Genomic DNA, 21,479 nt, shown 5'->3' on the forward strand with positions numbered 1-21,479 from the left:
CCCGGCCTCGGGACTAATTTTTGCTTTCAGGCTCTTCTTCGGCGATTTTCAACAGCCAGTCAGGCACGCCTTCCCAGTACTGCTGCTCTTTTTCCAGATCGAGCAGCACCAGCGCATTCTGGCTGAACCAGTCATGCGGGAAGATCAGCGTCCAGTGATTGGCTTCGGTCTTCAGCCTGAGCGTGGGCGGTGTGGTGGTCGCCTGACGCTGGTTATTCAGCAAAATACCCAGGCGTAAAAGCTGAATGAGCGGCAGAAACTGCTTTTTCTTAAACAGCGTAAAGCGGGGCAAATCATCCAGTTTGATCGCTTTACGGTGATAGCGAACCAGCGTCGCCATCAGCATCTGCTGCTCCTGATTGAAGCCCGGCAAATCGCTGTTTTGCAGAATATAAGCCGAGTGGCGGTGCATTCCGCTGTGGTTAATATTCAGCCCCACTTCGTGCAACATTACCGCCCATTTCAGCAACGCCGACAGATTCGGGTTGTCCAGTTTGGGGTTCTGTTCCTGCCACTGTTCGAATATATGGGTGGTCGTTTCCAGTACCCGACGCGCCTGCTCACGGTCAATGTTGTACTGGTTTGCCAGACTTTGCGCGGTGCGGCTGCGGATATCCTGATGGCGAAAACGTCCCTCCATCTCATACAGCACGCCTTCACGCAGCGCGCCATCGGACAAGCGCAGCTCTTTGATCGCCAGCGCATCGAAAACGCCGCAGAGGATAGCCAGCCCAGGAGCAAACACCGCTTTGCGTTCTTCCGACAGACCCGGCAGGCTGAGCGCGTCAAAGTTTTTATACTTCAACACTTCATCCACCAGCATTTCAAGGCGTTCCGGGGTGATAAAACCATCTTTCTCACCCATGGCGACCAGCACTTCCTGCGCAGCTTTAATGGTGCCGGATGCGCCCAGCGCCACATTCCAGCCCTGGATGCGGAACTGCCACGCCAGCGTTTCCAGCTTCTGCACCGCCGACAGACGCGCGCGCTGGAAATTCTCTTTGTTGATGGTGCCGCCGGGGAAATAGATCTGCGAGAAGCTGACGCAGCCCATACGACGGCTCTCAACCAGACGCGGTTCGAAATCCTCGCCAATCACCAGCTCCGTCGAACCACCGCCGATATCAATGACCAGCTTACGGCCACGTTCCGGCTGCGTATGTTCGACGCCCATAAAGATCAGGCGCGCTTCTTCGTTACCGGAGATTATCTCTATCGGATAGGGAATCACCTTTTCCGCGCGCTTGAGAAATTCCGCGGCGTTGGCGGCCTGACGTAAGGTGTGTGTCCCGACGATGCAGACGCTGGAGGGAGAAAAACCCTGCAGGCGTTCGGCAAACAGCGACAGGCAATTCAGCCCACGGGCGATCGCCTCTTCGCTGAGCACGGAGTTTTCATCCAGTCCATCGGCCAGGTGAACCCGCTGTTTCAGGCGACCGATGATCTGCATGGCTCCGTCGACGACGCGGGCGATCACCATATGAAAACTGTTTGAACCAAGGTCGACCGCAGCGAACTCCTGCGGACGAGGGGTTTTTTCGTTTATTGGCATAGGTTAGTCGGGTTGTTCGAGTGATTTGAGATAATCGTAAATCGCCAGCTGTGCGCGCACTTTACGGCGATTGCCGCGCGGCACATAGCGATTACTCAGTTCTTTATCAAGATAGCGTGCTTTGACCGTATCGTTGAATAAGAGATCAAAAATATCCAGTACGCGCTGCTTCAACCGCGGATCCAGCAGCGGCGCGGCGACCTCAATACGGTAATCAATATTGCGCGTCATCCAGTCAGCAGAGGAGAGCCAAACCTGTTTGTCGCCGCCGTTTTCGAAAACATAGACGCGGTCGTGCTCAAGGAAACGATCGACGATACTGGTGACGCGAATATTTTCGCTGATCCCTTCCAGCCCAGGAATCAAAGAGCACATGCCGCGAATCAACAGGTTAACGGGAACCCCGGAGCTTGACGCGGCATAAAGTCGATCCACCAGTCCTTTATCAACCAGGTTATTCAGCTTCAGCGTGATGCCAGAAGGCTGACCGTTCTGGGCGTTGGCGATTTCTCTGTCGATCATTTCATACAGCAGGCGGCGCGAGTTCTGCGGCGAAACCAGCAGGTAATCGAAGCTCACCGGGCGATATGGATTTTCGATAAAGTTAAAGACGCGGCGCACTTCATTGGTGATACGTGCATCTGCCGTCAGCAACGAATAGTCGGTGTACAGACGGGCGGTTTTTTCGTTGAAGTTGCCGGTCCCGATATGCGCGTAGCGGACGACTTCCTCTCCCTCTTTACGCGAGATCAGGAACAGCTTGGCGTGAATTTTCAGCCCTGGCGCAGAGAAGATAACGTGGACGCCGGCTTCGGTCAGACGCTTCGCCCAATGGATATTGGCTTCTTCGTCGAAACGCGCCTGAAGCTCCACCACCACGGTGACTTTTTTGCCGTTATGGGCTGCGTGGATCATCGAATCGATGATCCGTGAGTCTTTGGCAACGCGATAAATGTTGATTTTGATTGCCAGCACGCTCGGATCGAATGAGGCCTGGCGCAGCAGCTCCAGCACGTGCTCAAAGGTATGATACGGGTAGTACAGCAGCACGTCGCGTTCGCGAATGGCGTCAAACCCGTTGCGGAACTTATCAAACCAGGTGTGGCGCAGGCGCGGCAGCGGCTTGTTGACCAGATTGGCCTTACCGACGTTCGGGAAGCCGATAAAGTCTTTAAAATTATGATAGCGCCCGCCTGGCAGCATTGAGTCGTAGCGTGAAATGGAGAACATCTCGCGCAGCATTTCCACCATGGTGTCCGGCATATCGCGCTGATAAACAAAACGCACCGGTTCCGCCGTCAGACGCTGCTTCAGACTCGAAGACATCAGCTCCATCAGGCTCGACTCCATCTCGTGCACCAGATCGTACTCGGCGTCGCGGGTCATTTTCATCGAGTAGGCGTTCAGCGCATCGTAGTCAAAGAAGCCTTTAAAGATATCATCCAGGCAGTAACGCAGGATGTTATCAAGCAGGATCATTGGTTTGCGGCGACGCGGTGCTTCCGGCGGCAGATTGACAAACCGCGGGACTTTATCTGACGGAATCTCCAGCAGGGCGTAATTGATGGTTTCCCCGCGGATGATTTCGACCGCCAGATAGGTGTAATCATCTTTCAGGAACTGGATCAGATCCGTTTCTGGGTTAATCAGGATCGGGGTGATGTGCTGACGCAGGTACTGTTTAAAATAGTTGCGTAGCCAGGACTGCTGATTCACCGAAAGCTGGCGTTCATTGATCAAAAAGATCTGGTTACGCGCCATCTCCAGCAGCAGCTCATTATACAGGCTGTCAAATTCCTGGTCGGCCTTCAGAACGCGGGCCTGAATTTTGCCTAACAAATGGCGAGAATGGGCGGTACTCCCTTGTTCTTCGCTAATTATGATACGGCGCTTAAGTTCAGCGAAGCGCACTTTATAAAATTCATCGAGGTTGTTGGAGTAGATGCCCAAAAAGCGCATGCGCTCAATCAGTGGATTGCTTTTATCCGCCGCTTCCTGAAGTACGCGTTCGTTAAAGGACAACCAGCTGAGTTCTTTCTCGATATATAGCTTTTCCTGGCCCATTACAACTCACACTCCGGTTGATTGATGTTGCTTTTTCATTATGGCGAGCTTTGCCATTGAATGTCCAACTATGTCAAAGAAGTATGACAGTTTTCTTTCAATCTGCTGTGAACAAAAACGGTGGCGAGCAAGTGCCGATATTGTGTGCAAAACGAGGCTGTGCCTGGAGATAAACCGGGCAAAAATCATCGCTGATTTAAACAAAACAGAGGGAAAGCGGCTGAGGCTGAACCGATAAAATGCGCCTCTGGCGAGTGCCGGAGGCGCTGATGATTATTCTTCGGCCGCATGGCCCTGCGGCGGCAGAGGGGCGTTGTCAAGCCAGGCCTGATTTCCCTCCATGCGCAGACGACCGTCCATAAACCAGCTCACCACCAGCGGGTAGATGGCATGTTCCTGTGTCTGCACGCGGGCGGTAATCTCGTCTTCGCTATCCCCGGCAAAAACCGGCACTTTGGCCTGCAGAATCACCGGACCACCGTCGAGCTCATCGGTGACGAAATGCACCGATGTACCGTGTTCCTCATCGCCGTTTTCCAGTACCTGGCGATGCGTATGCAGCCCCGGGTATTTTGGCAACAGCGATGGGTGGATATTCAGCAGACGCCCCTGATAATGGGCGACAAACGCCGGGCTAAGGATCCGCATATAGCCTGCCAGCACCACCAGATCCGGCGCATAAGCATCGATCTCATGCATCAGCTCGCGATCGAAGGCTTCGCGATTGGCAAACTGGCTGGCCGATAACGCATGGGCCGGAATACCGGCCTCACGCGCGCGTTCAAGGCCGAACGCGTCGGCCTTATTGCTGAATACCGCTCTCAGGGTGCCGTTAATCTGCTTTCGGGCGCAGGCATCAATTATCGCCTGCAAATTGCTTCCGTTACCGGAAATCAGCACCACAATGTTTTTCATTCAATGACCACACGCTGTTCGGAATCAGAAGCTTTGATATAGCCGATTTTCCACGCGTTTTCACCTTTCTCGTTCAGCAGCGCGATGGCGCTGTCGGCGACTTCAGCCGGCAGGGCGATAACCATGCCGACGCCGCAGTTAAAGGTACGGTACATTTCATGGCTGCTGACGTTACCGGCCTGCTGCAACCAGTTGAAGACCTCTGGCCATTGCCAGGAGGACTCGTCGATGACCGCCTGGGTGTTATCCGGCAGAACGCGCGGAATGTTTTCCCAGAAGCCGCCGCCGGTCAGGTGGGCAATGGCGTGGACTTCAACGTTAGCAATCAGCTCCAGAACTGACTTAACGTAGATGCGGGTCGGCGCCAGCAGATGGTCGGCCAGCGGCGAACCATTCAAATCGGTCGTCTGCGGATCGACGCCGCTGACTTCGATAATTTTACGCACCAGCGAGTAGCCGTTGGAATGCGGACCGCTGGAGGCCAGCGCGACCAGCACGTCACCATCGGCAACTTTGCTACCATCGATAATTTCTGATTTTTCTACTACGCCGACGCAAAAGCCCGCGACGTCATAGTCATCGCCGTGGTACATGCCCGGCATTTCTGCCGTTTCGCCGCCAACCAGCGCACAGCCTGACTGCAGGCAGCCTTCCGCGATGCCGCTGATGACGCTGGCTGCCGTATCGACATCCAGTTTACCGGTTGCATAGTAGTCGAGGAAAAACAGGGGTTCTGCACCCTGGACCACCAGGTCATTGACGCACATCGCCACCAGGTCAATACCGATAGTATCGTGGCGCTTCAGGTCCATTGCCAGCCGCAGCTTGGTGCCGACGCCGTCAGTGCCGGAAACCAGAACCGGCTCGCGGTATTTTTGCGGCAATGCGCACAGTGCGCCGAATCCGCCCAGTCCACCCATCACTTCCGGGCGTCGGGTTTTCTTCACCACACCCTTGATACGGTCGACGAGCGCGTTGCCTGCATCAATATCTACGCCGGCATCTTTATAGCTGAGAGAGGTTTTATCGGTCACTGCGAAATCTCCACACATTTGCGGTAGCAAGAAAAATCGGCGCAATTCTAACAGGGAAAGCAAACGTTTGCGAGCCTGCTTTGCAGTCGGCGTTAATCGGCAGCGATATGAACAAATTTGAAGCGGTTCACGAAAATGAAACCGGGTACATTCTTGTGCTTGCCTCTGACATCGGGAATAGCCATCATGCCACTGAAACCGGTTTCTGTTTTTGTTCAAGAGAGCCGAAGGTAGATTCTGCGGGGATTCAGGAGGAAGAGACGGGATGAGCATTGCCGCATTTGATATCGGTGGAACGGCGTTAAAAATGGGCGTCAGCACCGCTGCAGGCGAACTGCGTGAAAAAGGCAAGCAGTCGATTATCGATAGCGATGGCGACCAGATACTGCAAGCGATGCTGGCGTGGATTGCCGCTCACCCGGCGTGTGAAGGCGTGGCGATCAGCGCGCCTGGCTATGTCAACCCGCACACCGGCTTTATCGAAATGGGCGGCGCAATCCGTAAGTTCGATAATTTCGCCATTAAGCGCTGGCTGGAGCAACAGACCGGGCTTCCCGTCGCCATCGAAAACGATGCTAACTGCGTCCTGCTCGCCGAGCGCTGGCGGGGCAAAGCCGCCGAGATGAGTGATTTTCTGGTCCTGACGATTGGCACCGGCATCGGCGGGGCGATCTTCTGTAATAACCGACTGGTGCACGGCGCCAGTTTTCGCGCCGGCGAATTCGGCTATATGCAGACCGATCGTCCGGGCACCCGCGATGTGCGCCGCTATTCGATGAATGAAAACTGCACGATGCGCGTATTGCGCCAGCGCTATGCCGACCATTTCGGCAAAACGCTGGAAGAGGTGACCGGGGAAGAGATATTCGATCGCTACGATACGGGCGACGTGACCTGCCAGCGGCTGGTGGCTGACTTTTTCAACGGTCTCGGTAGCGGTCTGTATAACCTGGTGAACATTTTTGATCCGCAGGCCATTTTCATCGGCGGCGGCATTGTGGAACGGCCGGGCTTTTTGGCGCTGCTGCGTGAACATCTGGCCTGGTTCGGTATCGCGGACTATCTCGACACCGTCAGCCACGGCAACGACGCCGGTTTGATGGGGGCGGTTTACCATTTTAATCAGCAAAACCGATCGCTTAACGGCGATCGCGCATAAAGGAAGAGAACATGTCTGGATTTAAAGAAGGTTTTCTGTGGGGCGGCGCGGTGGCGGCGCATCAGCTGGAAGGTGGCTGGCAGGAAGGAGGTAAAGGCGTCAGCGTGGCTGATGTGATGACCGCCGGCGCACACGGCGTGCCGCGTGAAATCACCGATGGCGTACTGCCGGGGAAAAATTATCCCAACCATGAGGCGATTGATTTTTACCATCGTTATAAAGAAGACATTCAGCTGTTTGCTGAAATGGGATTCAAATGCTTCCGCACTTCGATTGCCTGGACACGTATCTTCCCGCTGGGCGATGAGCGGGAGCCTAACGAAGCAGGGCTCCAGTTCTATGACGACCTGTTTGATGAATGCCTGAAGTACGGCATTGAACCGGTGATCACGCTCTCTCACTTCGAGATGCCTTACCATCTGGTGACCGAGTATGGCGGCTGGCGTAACCGTAAGCTGATCGATTTCTTCGTCCGCTTTGCGAAAGTGGTGTTCGATCGCTATCAGCACAAAGTGAAGTACTGGATGACCTTTAATGAGATCAACAACCAGGCTAACTTCCACGAAGATTTTGCCCCGTTTACCAACTCAGGTCTGAAGTATCTGCCGGATGAAGATCGCGAACCGGTGATGTATCAGGCGGCGCACTATGAGCTGGTGGCCAGCGCCCTGGCGGTAAAAGCTGCCCGTGAGATAAATCCCTCGCTGCAGGTGGGTTGCATGATTGCCATGTGCCCGATTTATCCGTTCTCCTGTGCCCCGAACGATATGATGATGGCAATGAACGCCATGCATCGCCGTTACTGGTTTACCGACGTTCATGTTCGCGGTAAGTACCCGCAGCATCTGCTGAACTACTTCGCGCGCCGCGGTTTTACGCTCGATATCACCGCAGAAGATCGTCAGGCGCTGGCCGAAGGCTGCGTCGACTATATTGGCTTTAGCTACTATATGTCGTTTGCCACGAAAGCGACCGATGATAACCCGCAGCTGGATTATGACGAGACCCAAAGCCTGGTCTCTAATCCGTACGTGCAGAAGTCAGACTGGGGCTGGCAGATTGACCCGGTGGGTCTGCGCTACTCCCTGAACTGGTTCTGGGATCATTACCAGCTGCCGCTGTTTATTGTTGAGAACGGCTTCGGGGCCATCGACGTGCGCGAAGCTGACGGCACGGTGAACGATCGTTACCGTATCGATTATCTCTCCGCGCATATTGCCGAGATGAAAAAAGCGGTGGTTGAGGACGGCGTTGACCTGATGGGCTATACCCCGTGGGGATGTATCGACCTCGTTTCCGCCGGTACCGGTGAAATGAAGAAACGCTACGGATTTATCTACGTCGATAAAGATAACGAAGGCAACGGAACGCTGGACCGCAGCCGGAAGCAATCTTTCTCCTGGTATCAACAGGTTATCAGCAGCAACGGCGAAACATTGTAAAACACCCCTCAAGCCTTGTGTGACCCCGCCTGTGCGGGGTTTTTTTATTTTGTTTTATACTGGCTCAGGCAGCGCAAAGCATTTTGGTTGATCCCGGTCAAACATATCGGCTATGGCGCAAATGGAAAAAAGCGGTATAATCCCGCGATTTTTTTTGTGGCTGCCCCTCAGAGGAGAAAGAGAATGAAGATTGTGGAAGTGAAACACCCGCTCGTCAAACACAAGCTGGGCCTGATGCGTGAGCACGACATCAGCACCAAACGCTTCCGTGAACTTGCCTCAGAGGTAGGTAGCTTGCTGACTTATGAAGCCACTGCCGATCTGGAGACAGAGAAAGTCACCATCGAGGGCTGGAATGGTCCGGTAGAAATCGAGCAGATCAAAGGGAAGAAAATCACCGTTGTGCCGATTCTGCGCGCCGGTCTGGGGATGATGGAAGGGGTTCTGGAGCACGTACCGAGCGCGCGTATCAGCGTGGTAGGGATCTATCGTGACGAAGAGACGCTGGAGCCGGTTCCTTATTTCCAGAAGCTGGTGTCGAATATCGACGAACGCATGGCGCTGGTGGTTGACCCGATGCTGGCAACCGGTGGTTCGATGATCGCCACTATCGACCTGCTGAAAAAAGCGGGCTGCTCCAGCATTAAGGTGCTGGTTCTGGTGGCGGCGCCGGAAGGGATTGCCGCGCTGGAGAAAGCGCATCCGGATGTTGAGATGTATACCGCATCCATTGACCAGGGCCTCAACGAGCACGGATACATTATTCCGGGGCTCGGCGATGCCGGCGATAAGATTTTTGGTACCAAGTGATTACATAGATAATAAGAAGCCGACTTTAAGAGTCGGCTTTTTTTTGAATAAAACAAACTCACAGCAACTAATAAACGACTCTTAGAGGAAAACGCTATGACGCGCCGCGCAATCGGGGTGAGTGAAAGACCGCCGCTTTTACAGACTATCCCACTGAGTTTGCAGCATCTGTTCGCTATGTTTGGCGCAACGGTTCTGGTGCCCGTTCTGTTTCATATCAACCCGGCTACCGTCCTGCTGTTTAACGGCATTGGGACATTGCTGTATCTTTTCATCTGTAAGGGAAAAATCCCGGCCTATCTCGGATCGAGCTTTGCATTTATATCCCCGGTGCTGCTGCTGCTGCCGCTGGGGTATGAGGTGGCGCTGGGTGGCTTCATTATGTGCGGCGCTCTGTTCTGCATCGTCTCCTTTATTGTCAAAAAAGCCGGCACCGGCTGGCTGGACGTGATGTTCCCGCCGGCGGCTATGGGGGCCATTGTCGCGGTTATCGGCCTCGAACTGGCGGGCGTCGCTGCCAATATGGCTGGCCTGCTGCCGGCTGACGGGCAATCGCCGGACAGCAAAACCATCATTATTTCGATGGTGACGCTGGCGGTGACGGTCTTCGGTTCGGTGCTGTTTCGCGGTTTCATGGCCATTATCCCGATTTTGATCGGCGTGCTGGTCGGCTACGCGCTCTCTTTCGTGATGGGCGTTGTCGACACTACGCCGATCGCCGAGGCGCACTGGTTTGCCCTGCCGACGTTCTACACCCCGCGCTTTGAATGGTTTGCTATCTTCACCATTCTGCCCGCTGCGCTGGTGGTGATTGCCGAGCACGTCGGCCACCTGGTGGTGACGGCGAATATCGTTAAAAAAGATCTGATCCGCGATCCCGGGCTGCATCGTTCGATGTTTGCTAACGGCCTGTCGACGATGATCTCCGGCTTCTTTGGTTCGACGCCCAACACCACTTATGGCGAGAACATCGGCGTTATGGCGATCACCCGTGTCTACAGTACCTGGGTTATCGGCGGCGCGGCAATCTTCGCGATTCTGCTCTCCTGCGTAGGGAAACTGGCGGCTGCGATTCAGATTATCCCGCTGCCGGTGATGGGCGGCGTTTCGCTGCTGCTGTACGGGGTGATTGGCGCCTCCGGTATTCGCGTCCTGATCGAATCGAAAGTGGACTACAACAAGGCGCAGAATTTGATTCTGACCTCCGTGATTCTGATCATTGGCGTCAGCGGCGCGAAAGTGCACATTGGTGCGGCGGAGCTGAAAGGCATGGCGCTGGCGACAATTGTCGGCGTGGGTCTGAGCCTGATTTTCAAACTGATCAGCGTCCTGCGTCCGGAAGAGGTTGTGCTGGATGCCGCCGACAGTGAAGAAGTAAAACATTGATCCTGCAACCGGGCGGCGATCCCGCCCGGTTCTCTCAAGGCATACTTCGTGATAAACTCATCGCGTTTTTCTGTAAGCCTATGATGAGGTCCATCTGAACGCACCGGCACAGCTCTCTCTGCCACTGTATCTTCCCGATGATGAAACTTTCGCGAGTTTTTGGCCGGGTGATAATCCTTCTCTTCTTGCTGCCTTACAGAATGTGTTGCGGCAGGAACATAGCGGGTACATCTATATCTGGTCACGCGAAGGGGCGGGGCGCAGTCACTTGTTACATGCCGCCTGTGCGGAGCTTTCCCAGCGCGGCGATGCGGTGGGCTATGTTCCACTGGATAAGCGTACGTGGTTTGTACCGGAAGTGCTCGATGGGATGGAGCAGCTTTCGCTGGTCTGTATTGACAATATCGAGTGCGTGGCCGGCGACGAGCCGTGGGAAATGGCCATTTTCAACCTCTATAACCGGATCCTCGAATCGGGTAAAACGCGTTTGCTGATTACCGGCGATTGTCCGCCGCGCCAGCTGAATCTCGGGTTGCCGGATCTGGCGTCGCGCCTCGACTGGGGGCAAATCTACAAGCTACAGCCGCTGTCGGACGAAGATAAGCTGCAGGCGCTACAGCTGCGCGCGCGTCTGCGGGGTTTTGAGATGCCGGAAGACGTCTGTCGTTTCTTGCTCAAACGGTTAGATCGTGAAATGCGCTCGCTGTTTATGACGCTCGATCAGCTCGATCACGCTTCGATTACCGCGCAACGTAAATTGACCATTCCTTTCGTGAAAGAGATCCTCAAGCTCTAGCCGGGCCGGATCTCTGCGATCTGCCCAATCCGCGCCCTTCGTCTTTCACCCGCTGCGCCATCACGGCAAACCGCAATGGCGCATCGGCATCAGTTGACGATTTCCAGAACCTGCTCCGGCGGTCGGCCGATCCGCGCCTGGCCATGGCTGACGACAATCGGGCGCTCCATCAACTTCGGATTATCGACGATGGCCTGAATCAGCGCCTCCTCGCTAAGCTGCGGGTCGGCGAGCTCCAGGGATTTATACAGATCCTCTTTCTGGCGCATCAGTTCGCGGGCGCTGACCATTCCGAGCATTTTTAACAGCTGGCGGAGCGTGTCTGCATCCGGCGGCGTCTCCAGGTAGAGCACGACTTCAGGATCGATACCGTTAGCCTTCAACAGGCTTAAGGTGTCGCGGCTCTTGGAGCAGCGGGGATTGTGATAGATTTTTACCGCGTCAGACATGTCGTCTCCTTACATTTTTTGATAGGGGCGGAATCGTTCCTGCAGCTGGCGCAGCTGGTCGATACGCGCATCGTAGCGCGCCTGCTGCAAACTGCCCAGTTTCACCTGCGAGCTGGCGCTGCTCAGCAGAGTAATCGCCTGATCGAGCTGGCCGACCAGCGCCATACCTTCTGCGCGTGCCGCCAGCTCCTGGTCACGATTGCCGAGGCTCGCTTCAGCCTGCGCCAGCAGATCCCAGCCGTTGCCGTCATCTTTGTAGCTAAAGGTGTACCGGTTGAGGATTTTCGCCGCTTCCGCCGCTTGTCCGCCCTGTAAGTATGCGTTGGCAAGGTTCAGCTGCAGAACCGGGTTGGTACGAATTTCGCGGGCATTTTTCAGGCGGTTAATCGCATCGGCCGTTTTCTTCTGTCCGAGATCGATATCGGTTGCCAGGTCGAGATACCAGGCGTTCTGCGGATCGGCGCTCAGCAGAGGCTGCAGAGTTTTGCGCGCCAGATCGTAATTATTGCTTCCCATGGCCAGCAGCGCTCGCCCGTACTGGGAGGCGTGCTGTTCGCGGATATTGCCTTTCGCCCACGCGTTCAGCAGATCGTCGCCAAGCTTATTTTCCCCTGAGTTATACATTCCCAGGGTTCTGGCCTTGGCGAGGTAAAAATCGGCGGAAGACTGAACAACCACAGGACGCATCTGGTTGGCGCGGTTGCGGGCGTCAGACAGACGGCTTTCCGGCAAGGGGTGAGTCAGCAGCATTTCCGGCGGACGGGTAGAGTAGCGCGACTGGTCGAGCAATTTGCCCATAAAGGCCGGCATCGCCTGCGGATCAAAACCGGAGCGCTGCAGCACCTGAATCCCGATGCGGTCAGCCTCTTCTTCGTTTTGCCGGGTAAAACTGATCATCCCCTGCTGGGTTCCCGCCAGCGTACCGGTGAGTGCCGCCATACCGGCCTGCGGGCTCGCCATCGCCAGCAGAATTGAGCCCAGCGCACCGACCCAGGTCAGCGGAGCGTTGCGCTTTTGGTCTTCCATTGCTCGCGCGAGGTGGCGCTGGGTGACGTGTGAGATTTCATGCGCCATTACCGATGCCAGCTCGCTTTCGGTATCTGAATAGCGGAACAGAGCGGAGTGCAGCACGACATTGCCACCGAAGAAAGCAAAGGCGTTTATCTGGTCGTTATTAATCAGGTAAAAGTGGAAAGGGGTGCGAACAGAGTTAGCGTGCGAGACCAGACGCATCCCTAATCCGTTAATATATTGCACCAGCAGAGGGTCGTTGATGAGCGGCGCGCTACCGCGTAGCTGGCGCACATAGTAATCCCCCATCTGCATTTCCTGGCCAATAGAGAGCGTGCTTCCCGCAGAGGTTCCCATATCGGGCAGGGTATCTGCGGAGTCAGCAAAAGCAGGCAAAATCGAACCCAGCGTCAGCGACGCTATGACGGTTGCCACCAGCGTTTTCTTTAACTGCCTGAACATAACCTCTGTCCTGTAATGTGGGTGTGCCAGTTTGACCGATTGGGCGGCGTAATGTTCCATTTCCGCGCGTCATGCGAGTTTAGCTGGCGTTGAGGCTATTGAAAATATGATATTCACGCCAGCGTCAATGTTTGTGGCTTTGCTAATAAAAGCGAAGTCTTTCAGATGACATTTAGATACAATTCCCTCGGTTTTTTTGCCGCTACGCGCTTCAGGGAAGGGTTTTATGCTTGAGATGTTAATGCAGTGGTATCGTCGTCGGTTTAGCGATCCGGAAGCGATAGCGCTGCTGGTTATTTTGCTGGCCGGGTTCGGAATCATGTTCTTTTTCAGCGGCCTGCTGGCGCCATTGCTGGTTGCTATCGTGCTGGCTTATCTGCTGGAATGGCCAACCGTCAGGCTGGAGCGCGTAGGGCTTTCGCGAACCTGGGCAACCTCGTTCGTACTGATTCTGTTCGTGGGCGTCTTGCTGCTGATGGCGTTTGTGGTGATGCCTGTTGCCTGGCAGCAGGGCATCTATCTGATTCGCGATATGCCGGGCATGCTCAATAAGCTGTCCGATTTTGCCGCCACGGTTCCGCGCCGTTACCCGGCGCTGATGGACGCCGGGATTATCGACGCCATGGCGGACAATATGCGTAACCGCGTGCTCACCGTCGGCGACTCGGTCGTCAAATACTCTCTGGCTTCGCTGGTCGGCTTACTGACTCTGGCGGTCTATCTGGTGCTGGTGCCGCTGATGGTGTTCTTCCTGCTAAAAGATAAAGAGCAGATGCTGAACGCCGTGCGCCGCGTGCTGCCGCGCAACCGCGGGCTGGCGGGGCAGGTATGGAAAGAGATGAACCAGCAGATTACCAACTATATCCGCGGTAAGGTGCTGGAGATGATTGTCGTCGGCGTGGCAACGTGGATTGGCTTTATCTTGTTCGATCTCAACTATTCGCTGCTGCTGGCGGTGCTGGTCGGGTTCTCGGTGCTGATTCCGTACATCGGCGCCTTCGTGGTGACCATTCCGGTCGTCGGCGTGGCGCTGTTCCAGTTTGGCGCAGGTCCGGAGTTCTGGAGCCTGTTTGCGGTATACCTGATTATTCAGGGACTGGACGGTAACCTGCTGGTACCGGTGCTGTTTTCCGAAGCGGTCAACCTGCATCCGCTGGTGATTATCCTGTCGGTGGTTATCTTCGGTGGGCTGTGGGGATTCTGGGGAGTCTTCTTTGCGATTCCGCTGGCAACCCTTATCAAAGCGGTAGTGCATGCGTGGCCGGATGGCCTGGCGGTGGAAGAAGAGAAATAGTCTGCGGCCGGAAAACGCGGGGAAGAAAACGGACGCCGGGTCAGTGAATGGTGACCCGGCGTCCTGCGTCGGGTAGAACGTTAGCCGTTTTCTTTCAACCAGTTCAGCACCACATCGTGGTGATTGCTGGTTTTAAAGTTATCAAACACGTGTTCGACTTTGCCGTTGCTATCGATCAGGAAGCTAATGCGGTGAATACCGTCGTAGGTTTTCCCCATAAACGATTTTTCGCCCCAGACGCCAAACTGCTCGCATACCTGGTGATTTTCATCAGACAGCAGCGTGAAGTTCAGCAACTCTTTTTCGGCGAAACGGGAGAGTTTTTCCGGTTTATCAGTACTGATACCCAGGACTTCAACGCCCGCTTTTTTTAACTCATCCATATTATCGCGCAGGCCGCAGGCCTGAACGGTACAACCCGGGGTCATGGCTTTCGGGTAAAAATAAACCAGAACACGCTGTCCCTGGAAGTCGGTCAAATTTACTTCCTCGCCGTCCTGGTCCGGTAAGCTAAATTTCGGTGCAAGATCACCGGCTTTCAGTGGATTCATTACTCAAACTCCATCCTGTTCATCATGTTGTGAATAATTAACGATGTTAATACTGCCTTGTGCGTTCAGTTCTGTACATAGGGCTTTGAACGCTTGTTCGATATTTGATGCATTTTGTGTTGCAGGGCTGTGTGCGGTTATCTGAATGAACAACTGCGCTGAATCGTCATCACCGCTGACCTGGGTCCGAGAAACCAGTTCGGCGATGTTCATATTCCACGCGTCAAACAGGGCAGTGAAACGCTCGATAATGTGCGGCGAGTCCGGTACCTCAACCTGGACCCAGACGGTGTTTGGCATGGCCTGAGGAGGCCGCGCGGTCGTCCGCTTCATCACGATCAGCAAATCCAGCTCAGCACCTTTCAGCGGCAGGGTCGATTCGATCAGCGTAATCGCGTTCCATGAACCTGAAAGCAGCATGATAAACGTAAACTCGTCACCAAGCATGGCCAGCCGGCTGTCTTCGATATTACAGCCGCAGCTGCTGACGTGGCGGGTGATGGTGTTCACGATGCCGGGACGGTCAGCGCCCAAAGCGGTAATAACCAGATAGTGTTGTAATGAGGCGGTCAAACCTGTTCTTCCTTTAAAAAGGTGAGGTAACATTAGGAAAGCATAAAAAAAACCGGCATACAACATCCCTGATGGCATCGGGTCTCTTGCTTTTATTACGGCACCAAACGTAACATTGAGAATCTTGTCGCACTTCAGCTCTGAGGATGGCCCATGTTCACGGGAAGTATTGTAGCGCTTGTCACGCCGATGGATGAAAACGGTAATGTCTGCCGGTCAAGCCTGAAAAAACTGATTGATTACCATGTCGCCAGCGGAACCTCGGCGATCGTTTCGGTAGGGACTACCGGAGAATCCGCGACCCTGAGCCATGAAGAACATGGCGATGTCGTGATGATGACGCTTGAACTTGCTGACGGGCGTATCCCGGTCATCGCAGGTACCGGTGCAAATGCAACCGCAGAGGCGATTAGCCTGACCAAACGTTTTAACAATAGCGGTGTTGTCGGTTGCCTGACGGTCACTCCTTATTACAATCGTCCGACCCAGGAAGGGCTGTTCCAACACTTTAAAGCCATCGCAGAACACACCGACCTGCCGCAAATTCTGTATAATGTGCCGTCCCGTACCGGTTGCGACATGCTGCCGGAAACCGTCGGTCGCCTGGCGGAAGTAAAAAATATTATTGGTATTAAGGAAGCGACGGGGAACTTAAGTCGTGTTCATCAGATCAAAGAGCTGGTTTCAGATGACTTTATTCTGTTGAGCGGCGATGATGCCACCGGAATGGACTTTATGCAGCTCGGCGGTCAGGGCGTGATTTCCGTAACGGCGAACGTTGCGGCTCGCGAAATGGCGGATATGTGCCGACTGGCTGTAGAAGGCCAATTTGCGCAAGCTCGTGCAATTAACCAACGTCTGATGCCATTGCATACAAAATTATTTGTCGAACCCAACCCGATCCCCGTGAAATGGGCATGTAAGGCGTTGGGTCTTGTGGCAACCGATACGCTGCGCCTGCCGATGACGCCGATTACCGAACAGGGTACTCAGGCCGTTACCGCAGCGCTGAAGCATGCCGGTTTGCTGTAAAGTTTAGGGAGATTTGATGGCTTACTCAGTACAGAAGTCGCGCCTGACGAAGGTTGCGGGTGTTTCATTGGTCCTGCTTCTCGCGGCCTGTAGTTCCGACTCACGCTACAAACGTCAGGTGGGAGGCGATGAGGTCTATCTGCAAGCTACGCCGCTCAGTGAACTTCACGCACCTGCTGGCATGATTCTGCCGGTTCAGGTTGGTGATTATAATATTCCGGTTGCGACCAGCAAAGGCGCAGTGGGCAAAGCTCTGGACATCCGCCCACCGGCTCAGCCTCTGGCACTGGTGAGCGGCGCTCGTACTCAGTTCAATGGCGATACCGCCACGCTGATGGTCGAGAACGGTCGTAGCGGTTCGCTGTGGGCGCAGGTAGCCAGCATCATACAGTCTAAGAACTATGTCATCACCAAACGTGACGATGCCAGCCAGACGCTGAATACCGACTGGGTTGAATGGAATCGCCTCGATGAAGACCAGCAGTATCGTGGTCGCTATCAAATCTCAGTGAAACCTCAGGGTTATCAGCAGGCGGTTATCGTGAAGCTGGTGAATCTTGAGCAGGCCGGGAAACCGGTATCCGATCCGGCTTCTCTGCAACGCTATAGCACGTCGATGCTGAACGTCATTTCCGAAGGTCTGGATATGAACGCCACCAGCGCACAGAATGCGGCGCAGAAAAATGCTGGCGCGACCTTCGATGTGCAGAGTGCTGCCGACGATACGGGTCTGCCAATGCTGGTTGTTCGCGCACCGTTCAACATGGTGTGGCAACGTCTGCCGGGCGCACTGGAAAAAGTGGGCATGAAGGTGACGGATAGCACCCGCTCGCAAGGCAGCATGGCGCTGACCTACAAGCCGCTGTCTGACAGCAGCTGGCAGGCGCTGGGCGCCAGCGATCCGCAGCTGGTTTCCGGTGACTACAAACTGCAGGTCGGCGATCTCGATAACCGCAGCAGTCTGCAGTTCATCGATCCGAAAGGCCATACGTTGACGCAGTCGCAGAATGACGCCCTGGTAGCCGTATTCCAGGCCGCATTCAGTAAGTAATAAACAGGGCTGGAGCAATCCAGCCCTTTTTCATGTATAGTGACGCAAACGTGTGCGTCGGCAGAAAAGCGCAATATTTATCGTCTATATCTTCACTGGAGTGACAAAGATGCAAAAGCAAGCTGAGTTGTATCGTGGTAAAGCGAAAACCGTTTACAGCACGGAGAATCCGGATCTGCTGGTACTCGAATTCCGTAACGATACTTCAGCAGGGGATGGCGCGCGCATTGAGCAGTTCGATCGTAAAGGCATGGTGAACAACAAATTTAACCATTTCATTATGAGCAAACTGGAAGAAGCCGGTATCCCGACTCAGATGGAAGCGTTGCTCTCCGATACCGAATGTCTGGTAAAAAAACTGGAGATGGTTCCGGTGGAGTGCGTAGTCCGTAACCGCGCCGCCGGTTCTCTGGTTAAGCGTCTGGGTATTGAAGAAGGGATTGAACTCAATCCGCCGCTGTTTGACCTGTTCCTGAAAAATGATGCGATGCACGATCCGATGGTCAACGAGTCTTACTGCGAGACTTTTGGCTGGGTAAGCAAAAAGAACCTCGCGCGCATGCAGGAACTGACTTTCAAAGCTAACGACGTATTGAAAAAGCTGTTTGATGATGCCGGCCTGATCCTGGTCGATTTCAAGCTTGAGTTTGGTCTGTTCAAGGGCGAAGTGGTGCTGGGCGATGAGTTCTCGCCAGATGGCAGCCGTCTGTGGGATAAAAATACCCTCGATAAAATGGACAAAGACCGCTTCCGCCAGAGCCTCGGTGGCCTGATTGAGGCCTACGAAGAAGTGGCCCATCGCCTTGGTGTTAAGCTCGACTAATCCTCCTCTCGCCAGAAGGTCGCTCTACCTTCTGGCGCTCTCCTTGTTGTTTCCAGTGGTAATCCTGCGCCGAACCGCCTACGATCTCTCATATTCGAGAATTTGATGGATTGAGGTGCCTATGCGCTGGCAAGGACGTCGCGAAAGCGACAATGTAGAAGATCGACGTAATGATTCCGGCTCCCCCCTGGGCGGTGGTGGCGGCGGTTTCCGTCTTCCCAGCGGGAAGGGCGGTATCGTCCTGCTGATTATCGTGCTGGTTGCGGGCTATTACGGCGTGGATTTGACCGGCATGCTGACCGGGGAGCCCGTTTCACAGCAGCAAACCACCACCCAACGCTCCATCAGCCCGCAGGAAGAGCAGGCCGCGAAGTTCACTAAGGTGATCCTTGCGGATACCGAAGACACCTGGGGCGCCATCTTCCAAAAAATGGGCCGTCAGTACCCGCAGCCGAAGCTGGTGCTCTATCGCGGCGCGACGCGGACCGGCTGCGGTACCGGCCAGTCGGTGATGGGGCCGTTTTACTGCCCGGCCGATAGCACGGTCTACATCGATCTCTCGTTCTACGATGAGATGAAAAACAAGCTCGGCGCGGACGGCGATTTTGCACAGGCCTACGTGATTGCTCATGAAGTCGGGCATCACGTGCAGAAGCTGCTGGGTATTGAATCCAAAGTGCGTCAGCTGCAGCAGCACGCGTCGCAGGCTGAAGCGAATCGCCTGTCGGTGAAAATGGAGCTGCAGGCCGACTGCTTTGCCGGCGTGTGGGGTCACAGCATGCAGGATCAGGATGTTATGGAAACCGGCGATCTGCAGGAAGCGCTGAATGCCGCAGAGGCCATCGGCGACGATCGCCTGCAACAGCAAAGCCAGGGACGTGTGGTCCCGGACAGCTTTACCCACGGTACTTCGCAGCAGCGCTATACCTGGTTTAAGCGCGGGTTTGACAGCGGAGACCCGGCGCAGTGCAATACATTTGGTAATGCGCTCTGACTGCCGCTGTAAATGGATCAATTACTTAACCTGACGGCGCGGATGGCGCAGCAGGGCATTCGTCGTCTGCTGGTACTCAGCGGCGACGATGCGTGGAGTCTGGAGCAGGCGCTGCTGCTGCGTAAACGGCTGGCCGGCGATGGTCTGTGGGTGGGGCCGCAGCCTATGGAAGCGCCCTGTATCTCGCCGGAGGCCCTCAAATCTCTCCTCGGGCGCGAGTACCGCCACGCCTTCTTTGATGCCCGCAGCGGCTTCGACGCGGCGGCTTTTGCCGCCTTGAGCGGGACATTGAAAGCGGGAAGCTGGCTGATCCTGCTGACCCCCTCTTTCACCCGTTGGCCAACGCGGCCAGATGCGGACTCTCTGCGCTGGAGCGACGCGCCGGAGCCTATTCCCACTCCCCATTTTGTCCACCGTTTTTGTCAGCGGGTCTGCGCGAATCCTGAGGCGATCGTCTGGCGTCAGAATGAACCGCTGACGCTACCGGAGGAGGTGCCACGACCGCGCTGGCATCCGGCTGATGGCCATCCTCAGGCCGGACAGGCCGCTATTCTGGCCAGTCTGAGCACACTCCCTGCGGGCATTGCCGTGGTTACCGCCGAGCGCGGACGCGGAAAATCCGCGCTGGCGGGAATGTTGATACGTCAGCTGGCGGGCGATGCCATCGTTACCGCCCCGGCGCGCGGCGCGACCGAGGTGATGGCGGCGTTCGCCGGTGAAGGTTTTCGCTTTATAGCGCCGGATGCGTTGCTGGCTGGCGATATGCGAGCGTCATGGCTGATCGTTGATGAAGCGGCCGCCATTCCCGGGCCGCTGCTTCGCCAGCTGGTCACCCGTTTTCCTCGCACCTTACTGACCACGACCGTGCAGGGCTATGAAGGGACCGGCCGCGGTTTTCTGCTCAAGTTTTGCGCCAGCTTCCCCCATTTGCGCCAGTTTAGTCTGCTTGATCCTATCCGCTGGGCCGCAGGCTGTCCGCTGGAAGCAGTGGTCAGTGAATTACTCTTGTTTGGTGATGAAAGCTTTACGCAATCTCCAGCGGGGGAGGTGACGTTTGAGGCGGTGAGTCAGGACAGCTGGCGGCAGCAGGACGGGCTGGCCGAGGCGATGTATCAGCTCCTTTCCGGCGCGCATTACCGCACATCGCCGCTGGATTTACGGCGGATGATGGATGCGCCGGGCCAGCATTTTACCTGCGCCCGCACCAGCAACGGCGTGGCCGGTGCGCTATGGCGGGTGGCGGAGGGAGGGCTTGATCCCGCGCTCAGTCGGGCGGTATGGGCCGGTTTTCGCCGCCCGCGCGGTAATCTGGTGGCGCAGTCGCTGGCGGCTCACGGCGGAAGTCCGCTGGCGGCCACGCTATTGGGGCAGCGAATCACTCGTATCGCCGTGCACCCGACCCGCCAGCGCGAGGGGCTTGGTCAGGCTTTGGTTGCCCGGGCGGTAGCGCAAAGCCACGGCCTCGATTATCTATCGGTCAGCTTTGGCTATACGCCAGAACTAGGGCGCTTCTGGCAGCGCTGCGGTTTTACGCTGGTGCGTTTAGGTACCCATCGTGAGGCAAGTAGCGGGTGCTACACGGCGATGGCACTTCATCCGTTAACTTCGGCGGGGCACGAACTGGTTTTACGGGAGTCGCAGCGTCTGGCGCGCGATGAGTTCTGGCTGTGGGAGTGGCGGGAAGCGTTATTCCCGCGGCCGGTAGCGCCAGCAGCTATGCTTACGGATGACGACTGGCTGGATGTGGCGGGCTTTGCGTTTGCCCATCGTCCGCTGCTGGCGGTGGTTGGCAGCCTGAACCGCCTGCTGCTACACACCGGGCTGCCGCTTCCGGCGCTTCGCGCCCGCCTGCAACGCCAGGACGAAGCGGAGATTTGCACCGGGCTGCGTCTGTCCGGACGCAAAGCGCTGCTGGCCAGGCTGCGCGAAGAAGCGGGACTGGCGCTGCTGAACCTCGACGCATCGCGGGCGGAGAGGCTGCGTCAGCAGGTCGGGGAACTGCAATTTTTTTAACTAACTCATTCAGTTAAATGTCATGGTCATATTCCGCGCGCGGCGTAAACTGCCCACGTAAACTAAGG

At 55.6% G+C, this 21,479-nt stretch carries 19 protein-coding genes; 11 read left to right on the forward strand and 8 right to left on the reverse strand.

What is annotated here, in order from left to right:
• Nucleotides 1-13: 13 nt before the first annotated feature.
• From ppx to purM, 4 genes are all read right to left on the reverse strand, one after another.
• Nucleotides 14-1,552, reverse strand: coding sequence for an exopolyphosphatase (gene ppx / locus DSD31_RS06725; RefSeq protein ID WP_004866210.1), 1,539 nt, complete (start codon nucleotides 1,550-1,552; stop codon nucleotides 14-16).
• A gap of 3 nt (nucleotides 1,553-1,555) precedes the next feature.
• Nucleotides 1,556-3,616 carry a polyphosphate kinase 1 gene (gene ppk1 / locus DSD31_RS06730; protein ID WP_004866208.1) on the reverse strand — a complete coding sequence of 687 codons (2,061 nt, stop codon included), beginning with the start codon at nucleotides 3,614-3,616 and terminating at the stop codon, nucleotides 1,556-1,558.
• 273 nt (nucleotides 3,617-3,889) lie between these two features.
• Nucleotides 3,890-4,531, reverse strand: coding sequence for a phosphoribosylglycinamide formyltransferase (gene purN / locus DSD31_RS06735; protein WP_004866205.1), 642 nt, complete (start codon nucleotides 4,529-4,531; stop codon nucleotides 3,890-3,892).
• Nucleotides 4,528-5,565, reverse strand: coding sequence for a phosphoribosylformylglycinamidine cyclo-ligase (gene purM / locus DSD31_RS06740; RefSeq protein ID WP_004866203.1), 1,038 nt, complete (start codon nucleotides 5,563-5,565; stop codon nucleotides 4,528-4,530). The genes purN and purM overlap by 4 nt, the downstream gene beginning before the upstream one ends.
• Nucleotides 5,566-5,830: 265 nt before the next feature.
• Here purM and bglK point away from each other — a divergent pair, with 265 nt between their 5' ends.
• From bglK to DSD31_RS06770, 5 genes are all read left to right on the forward strand, one after another.
• Nucleotides 5,831-6,724 carry a beta-glucoside kinase BglK gene (gene bglK, locus DSD31_RS06750; protein ID WP_004866201.1) on the forward strand — a complete coding sequence of 298 codons (894 nt, stop codon included), beginning with the start codon at nucleotides 5,831-5,833 and terminating at the stop codon, nucleotides 6,722-6,724.
• Nucleotides 6,725-6,735: 11 nt separating this feature from the next.
• A complete protein-coding gene (locus tag DSD31_RS06755) occupies nucleotides 6,736-8,166 on the forward strand; it encodes a 6-phospho-beta-glucosidase (RefSeq protein ID WP_004866198.1) in 1,431 nt (476 codons plus the stop codon).
• Between the two features lie 183 nt (nucleotides 8,167-8,349).
• Entirely contained in the window at nucleotides 8,350-8,976 is a 627-nt protein-coding gene (gene upp, locus DSD31_RS06760) for a uracil phosphoribosyltransferase (protein WP_004866196.1), read from the forward strand.
• Nucleotides 8,977-9,072: 96 nt separating this feature from the next.
• On the forward strand, nucleotides 9,073-10,362 hold the full coding sequence (uraA, locus tag DSD31_RS06765) for a uracil permease (protein ID WP_004866193.1): 1,290 nt from the start codon (nucleotides 9,073-9,075) through the stop codon (nucleotides 10,360-10,362).
• Between the two features lie 94 nt (nucleotides 10,363-10,456).
• Nucleotides 10,457-11,158, forward strand: coding sequence for a DnaA inactivator Hda (locus DSD31_RS06770; RefSeq protein WP_071824600.1), 702 nt, complete (start codon nucleotides 10,457-10,459; stop codon nucleotides 11,156-11,158).
• A gap of 89 nt (nucleotides 11,159-11,247) precedes the next feature.
• Here the strand turns inward: DSD31_RS06770 and arsC are convergent, their stop codons facing one another.
• Entirely contained in the window at nucleotides 11,248-11,607 is a 360-nt protein-coding gene (gene arsC / locus DSD31_RS06775) for an arsenate reductase (glutaredoxin) (protein WP_004866188.1), read from the reverse strand.
• Nucleotides 11,608-11,616: 9 nt separating this feature from the next.
• Nucleotides 11,617-13,080 (reverse strand): beta-barrel assembly-enhancing protease, encoded by a 1,464-nt coding sequence (gene bepA, locus DSD31_RS06780; protein WP_004866184.1) that lies wholly within the window; start codon nucleotides 13,078-13,080, stop codon nucleotides 11,617-11,619.
• 226 nt (nucleotides 13,081-13,306) lie between these two features.
• Between bepA and DSD31_RS06785 the strand changes: the two genes are divergently transcribed.
• Nucleotides 13,307-14,374, forward strand: coding sequence for an AI-2E family transporter (locus DSD31_RS06785; RefSeq protein WP_004866181.1), 1,068 nt, complete (start codon nucleotides 13,307-13,309; stop codon nucleotides 14,372-14,374).
• Nucleotides 14,375-14,454: 80 nt separating this feature from the next.
• On the opposite strand, the gene bcp is transcribed toward DSD31_RS06785, so the two are convergent.
• Entirely contained in the window at nucleotides 14,455-14,925 is a 471-nt protein-coding gene (gene bcp / locus DSD31_RS06790) for a thioredoxin-dependent thiol peroxidase (RefSeq protein ID WP_004866178.1), read from the reverse strand.
• A gap of 3 nt (nucleotides 14,926-14,928) precedes the next feature.
• The gene (locus tag DSD31_RS06795; RefSeq protein ID WP_004866176.1) at nucleotides 14,929-15,498 is read right to left on the reverse strand and encodes a glycine cleavage system transcriptional repressor; all 570 of its coding nucleotides are present in this window, start codon (nucleotides 15,496-15,498) and stop codon (nucleotides 14,929-14,931) included.
• Between the two features lie 153 nt (nucleotides 15,499-15,651).
• On the opposite strand from DSD31_RS06795, the gene dapA reads away from it, so the two are divergent.
• The 5 genes from dapA (at nucleotide 15,652) to DSD31_RS06820 (ending at nucleotide 21,411) form a co-directional block, all read left to right on the forward strand.
• A complete protein-coding gene (dapA, locus tag DSD31_RS06800) occupies nucleotides 15,652-16,530 on the forward strand; it encodes a 4-hydroxy-tetrahydrodipicolinate synthase (protein ID WP_015583724.1) in 879 nt (292 codons plus the stop codon).
• Between the two features lie 16 nt (nucleotides 16,531-16,546).
• Nucleotides 16,547-17,581: an outer membrane protein assembly factor BamC gene (bamC, locus tag DSD31_RS06805; RefSeq protein ID WP_004866171.1), complete on the forward strand. Its 1,035-nt coding sequence runs from the start codon at nucleotides 16,547-16,549 to the stop codon at nucleotides 17,579-17,581.
• A 109-nt stretch (nucleotides 17,582-17,690) separates the two neighbouring features.
• Complete coding sequence (gene purC / locus DSD31_RS06810) at nucleotides 17,691-18,404, forward strand: phosphoribosylaminoimidazolesuccinocarboxamide synthase (protein ID WP_004866167.1); 714 nt, start codon at nucleotides 17,691-17,693, stop codon at nucleotides 18,402-18,404.
• A 121-nt stretch (nucleotides 18,405-18,525) separates the two neighbouring features.
• On the forward strand, nucleotides 18,526-19,398 hold the full coding sequence (gene ypfJ / locus DSD31_RS06815) for a KPN_02809 family neutral zinc metallopeptidase (protein WP_004866164.1): 873 nt from the start codon (nucleotides 18,526-18,528) through the stop codon (nucleotides 19,396-19,398).
• Nucleotides 19,399-19,410: 12 nt separating this feature from the next.
• A complete protein-coding gene (locus DSD31_RS06820; RefSeq protein ID WP_113990919.1) occupies nucleotides 19,411-21,411 on the forward strand; it encodes a tRNA(Met) cytidine acetyltransferase TmcA in 2,001 nt (666 codons plus the stop codon).
• Nucleotides 21,412-21,479 lie beyond the last annotated feature (68 nt).

Source organism: Klebsiella sp. X13 (assembly GCF_003323835.1).
In the GTDB taxonomy this organism is placed as follows: domain Bacteria; phylum Pseudomonadota; class Gammaproteobacteria; order Enterobacterales; family Enterobacteriaceae; genus Klebsiella; species Klebsiella ornithinolytica.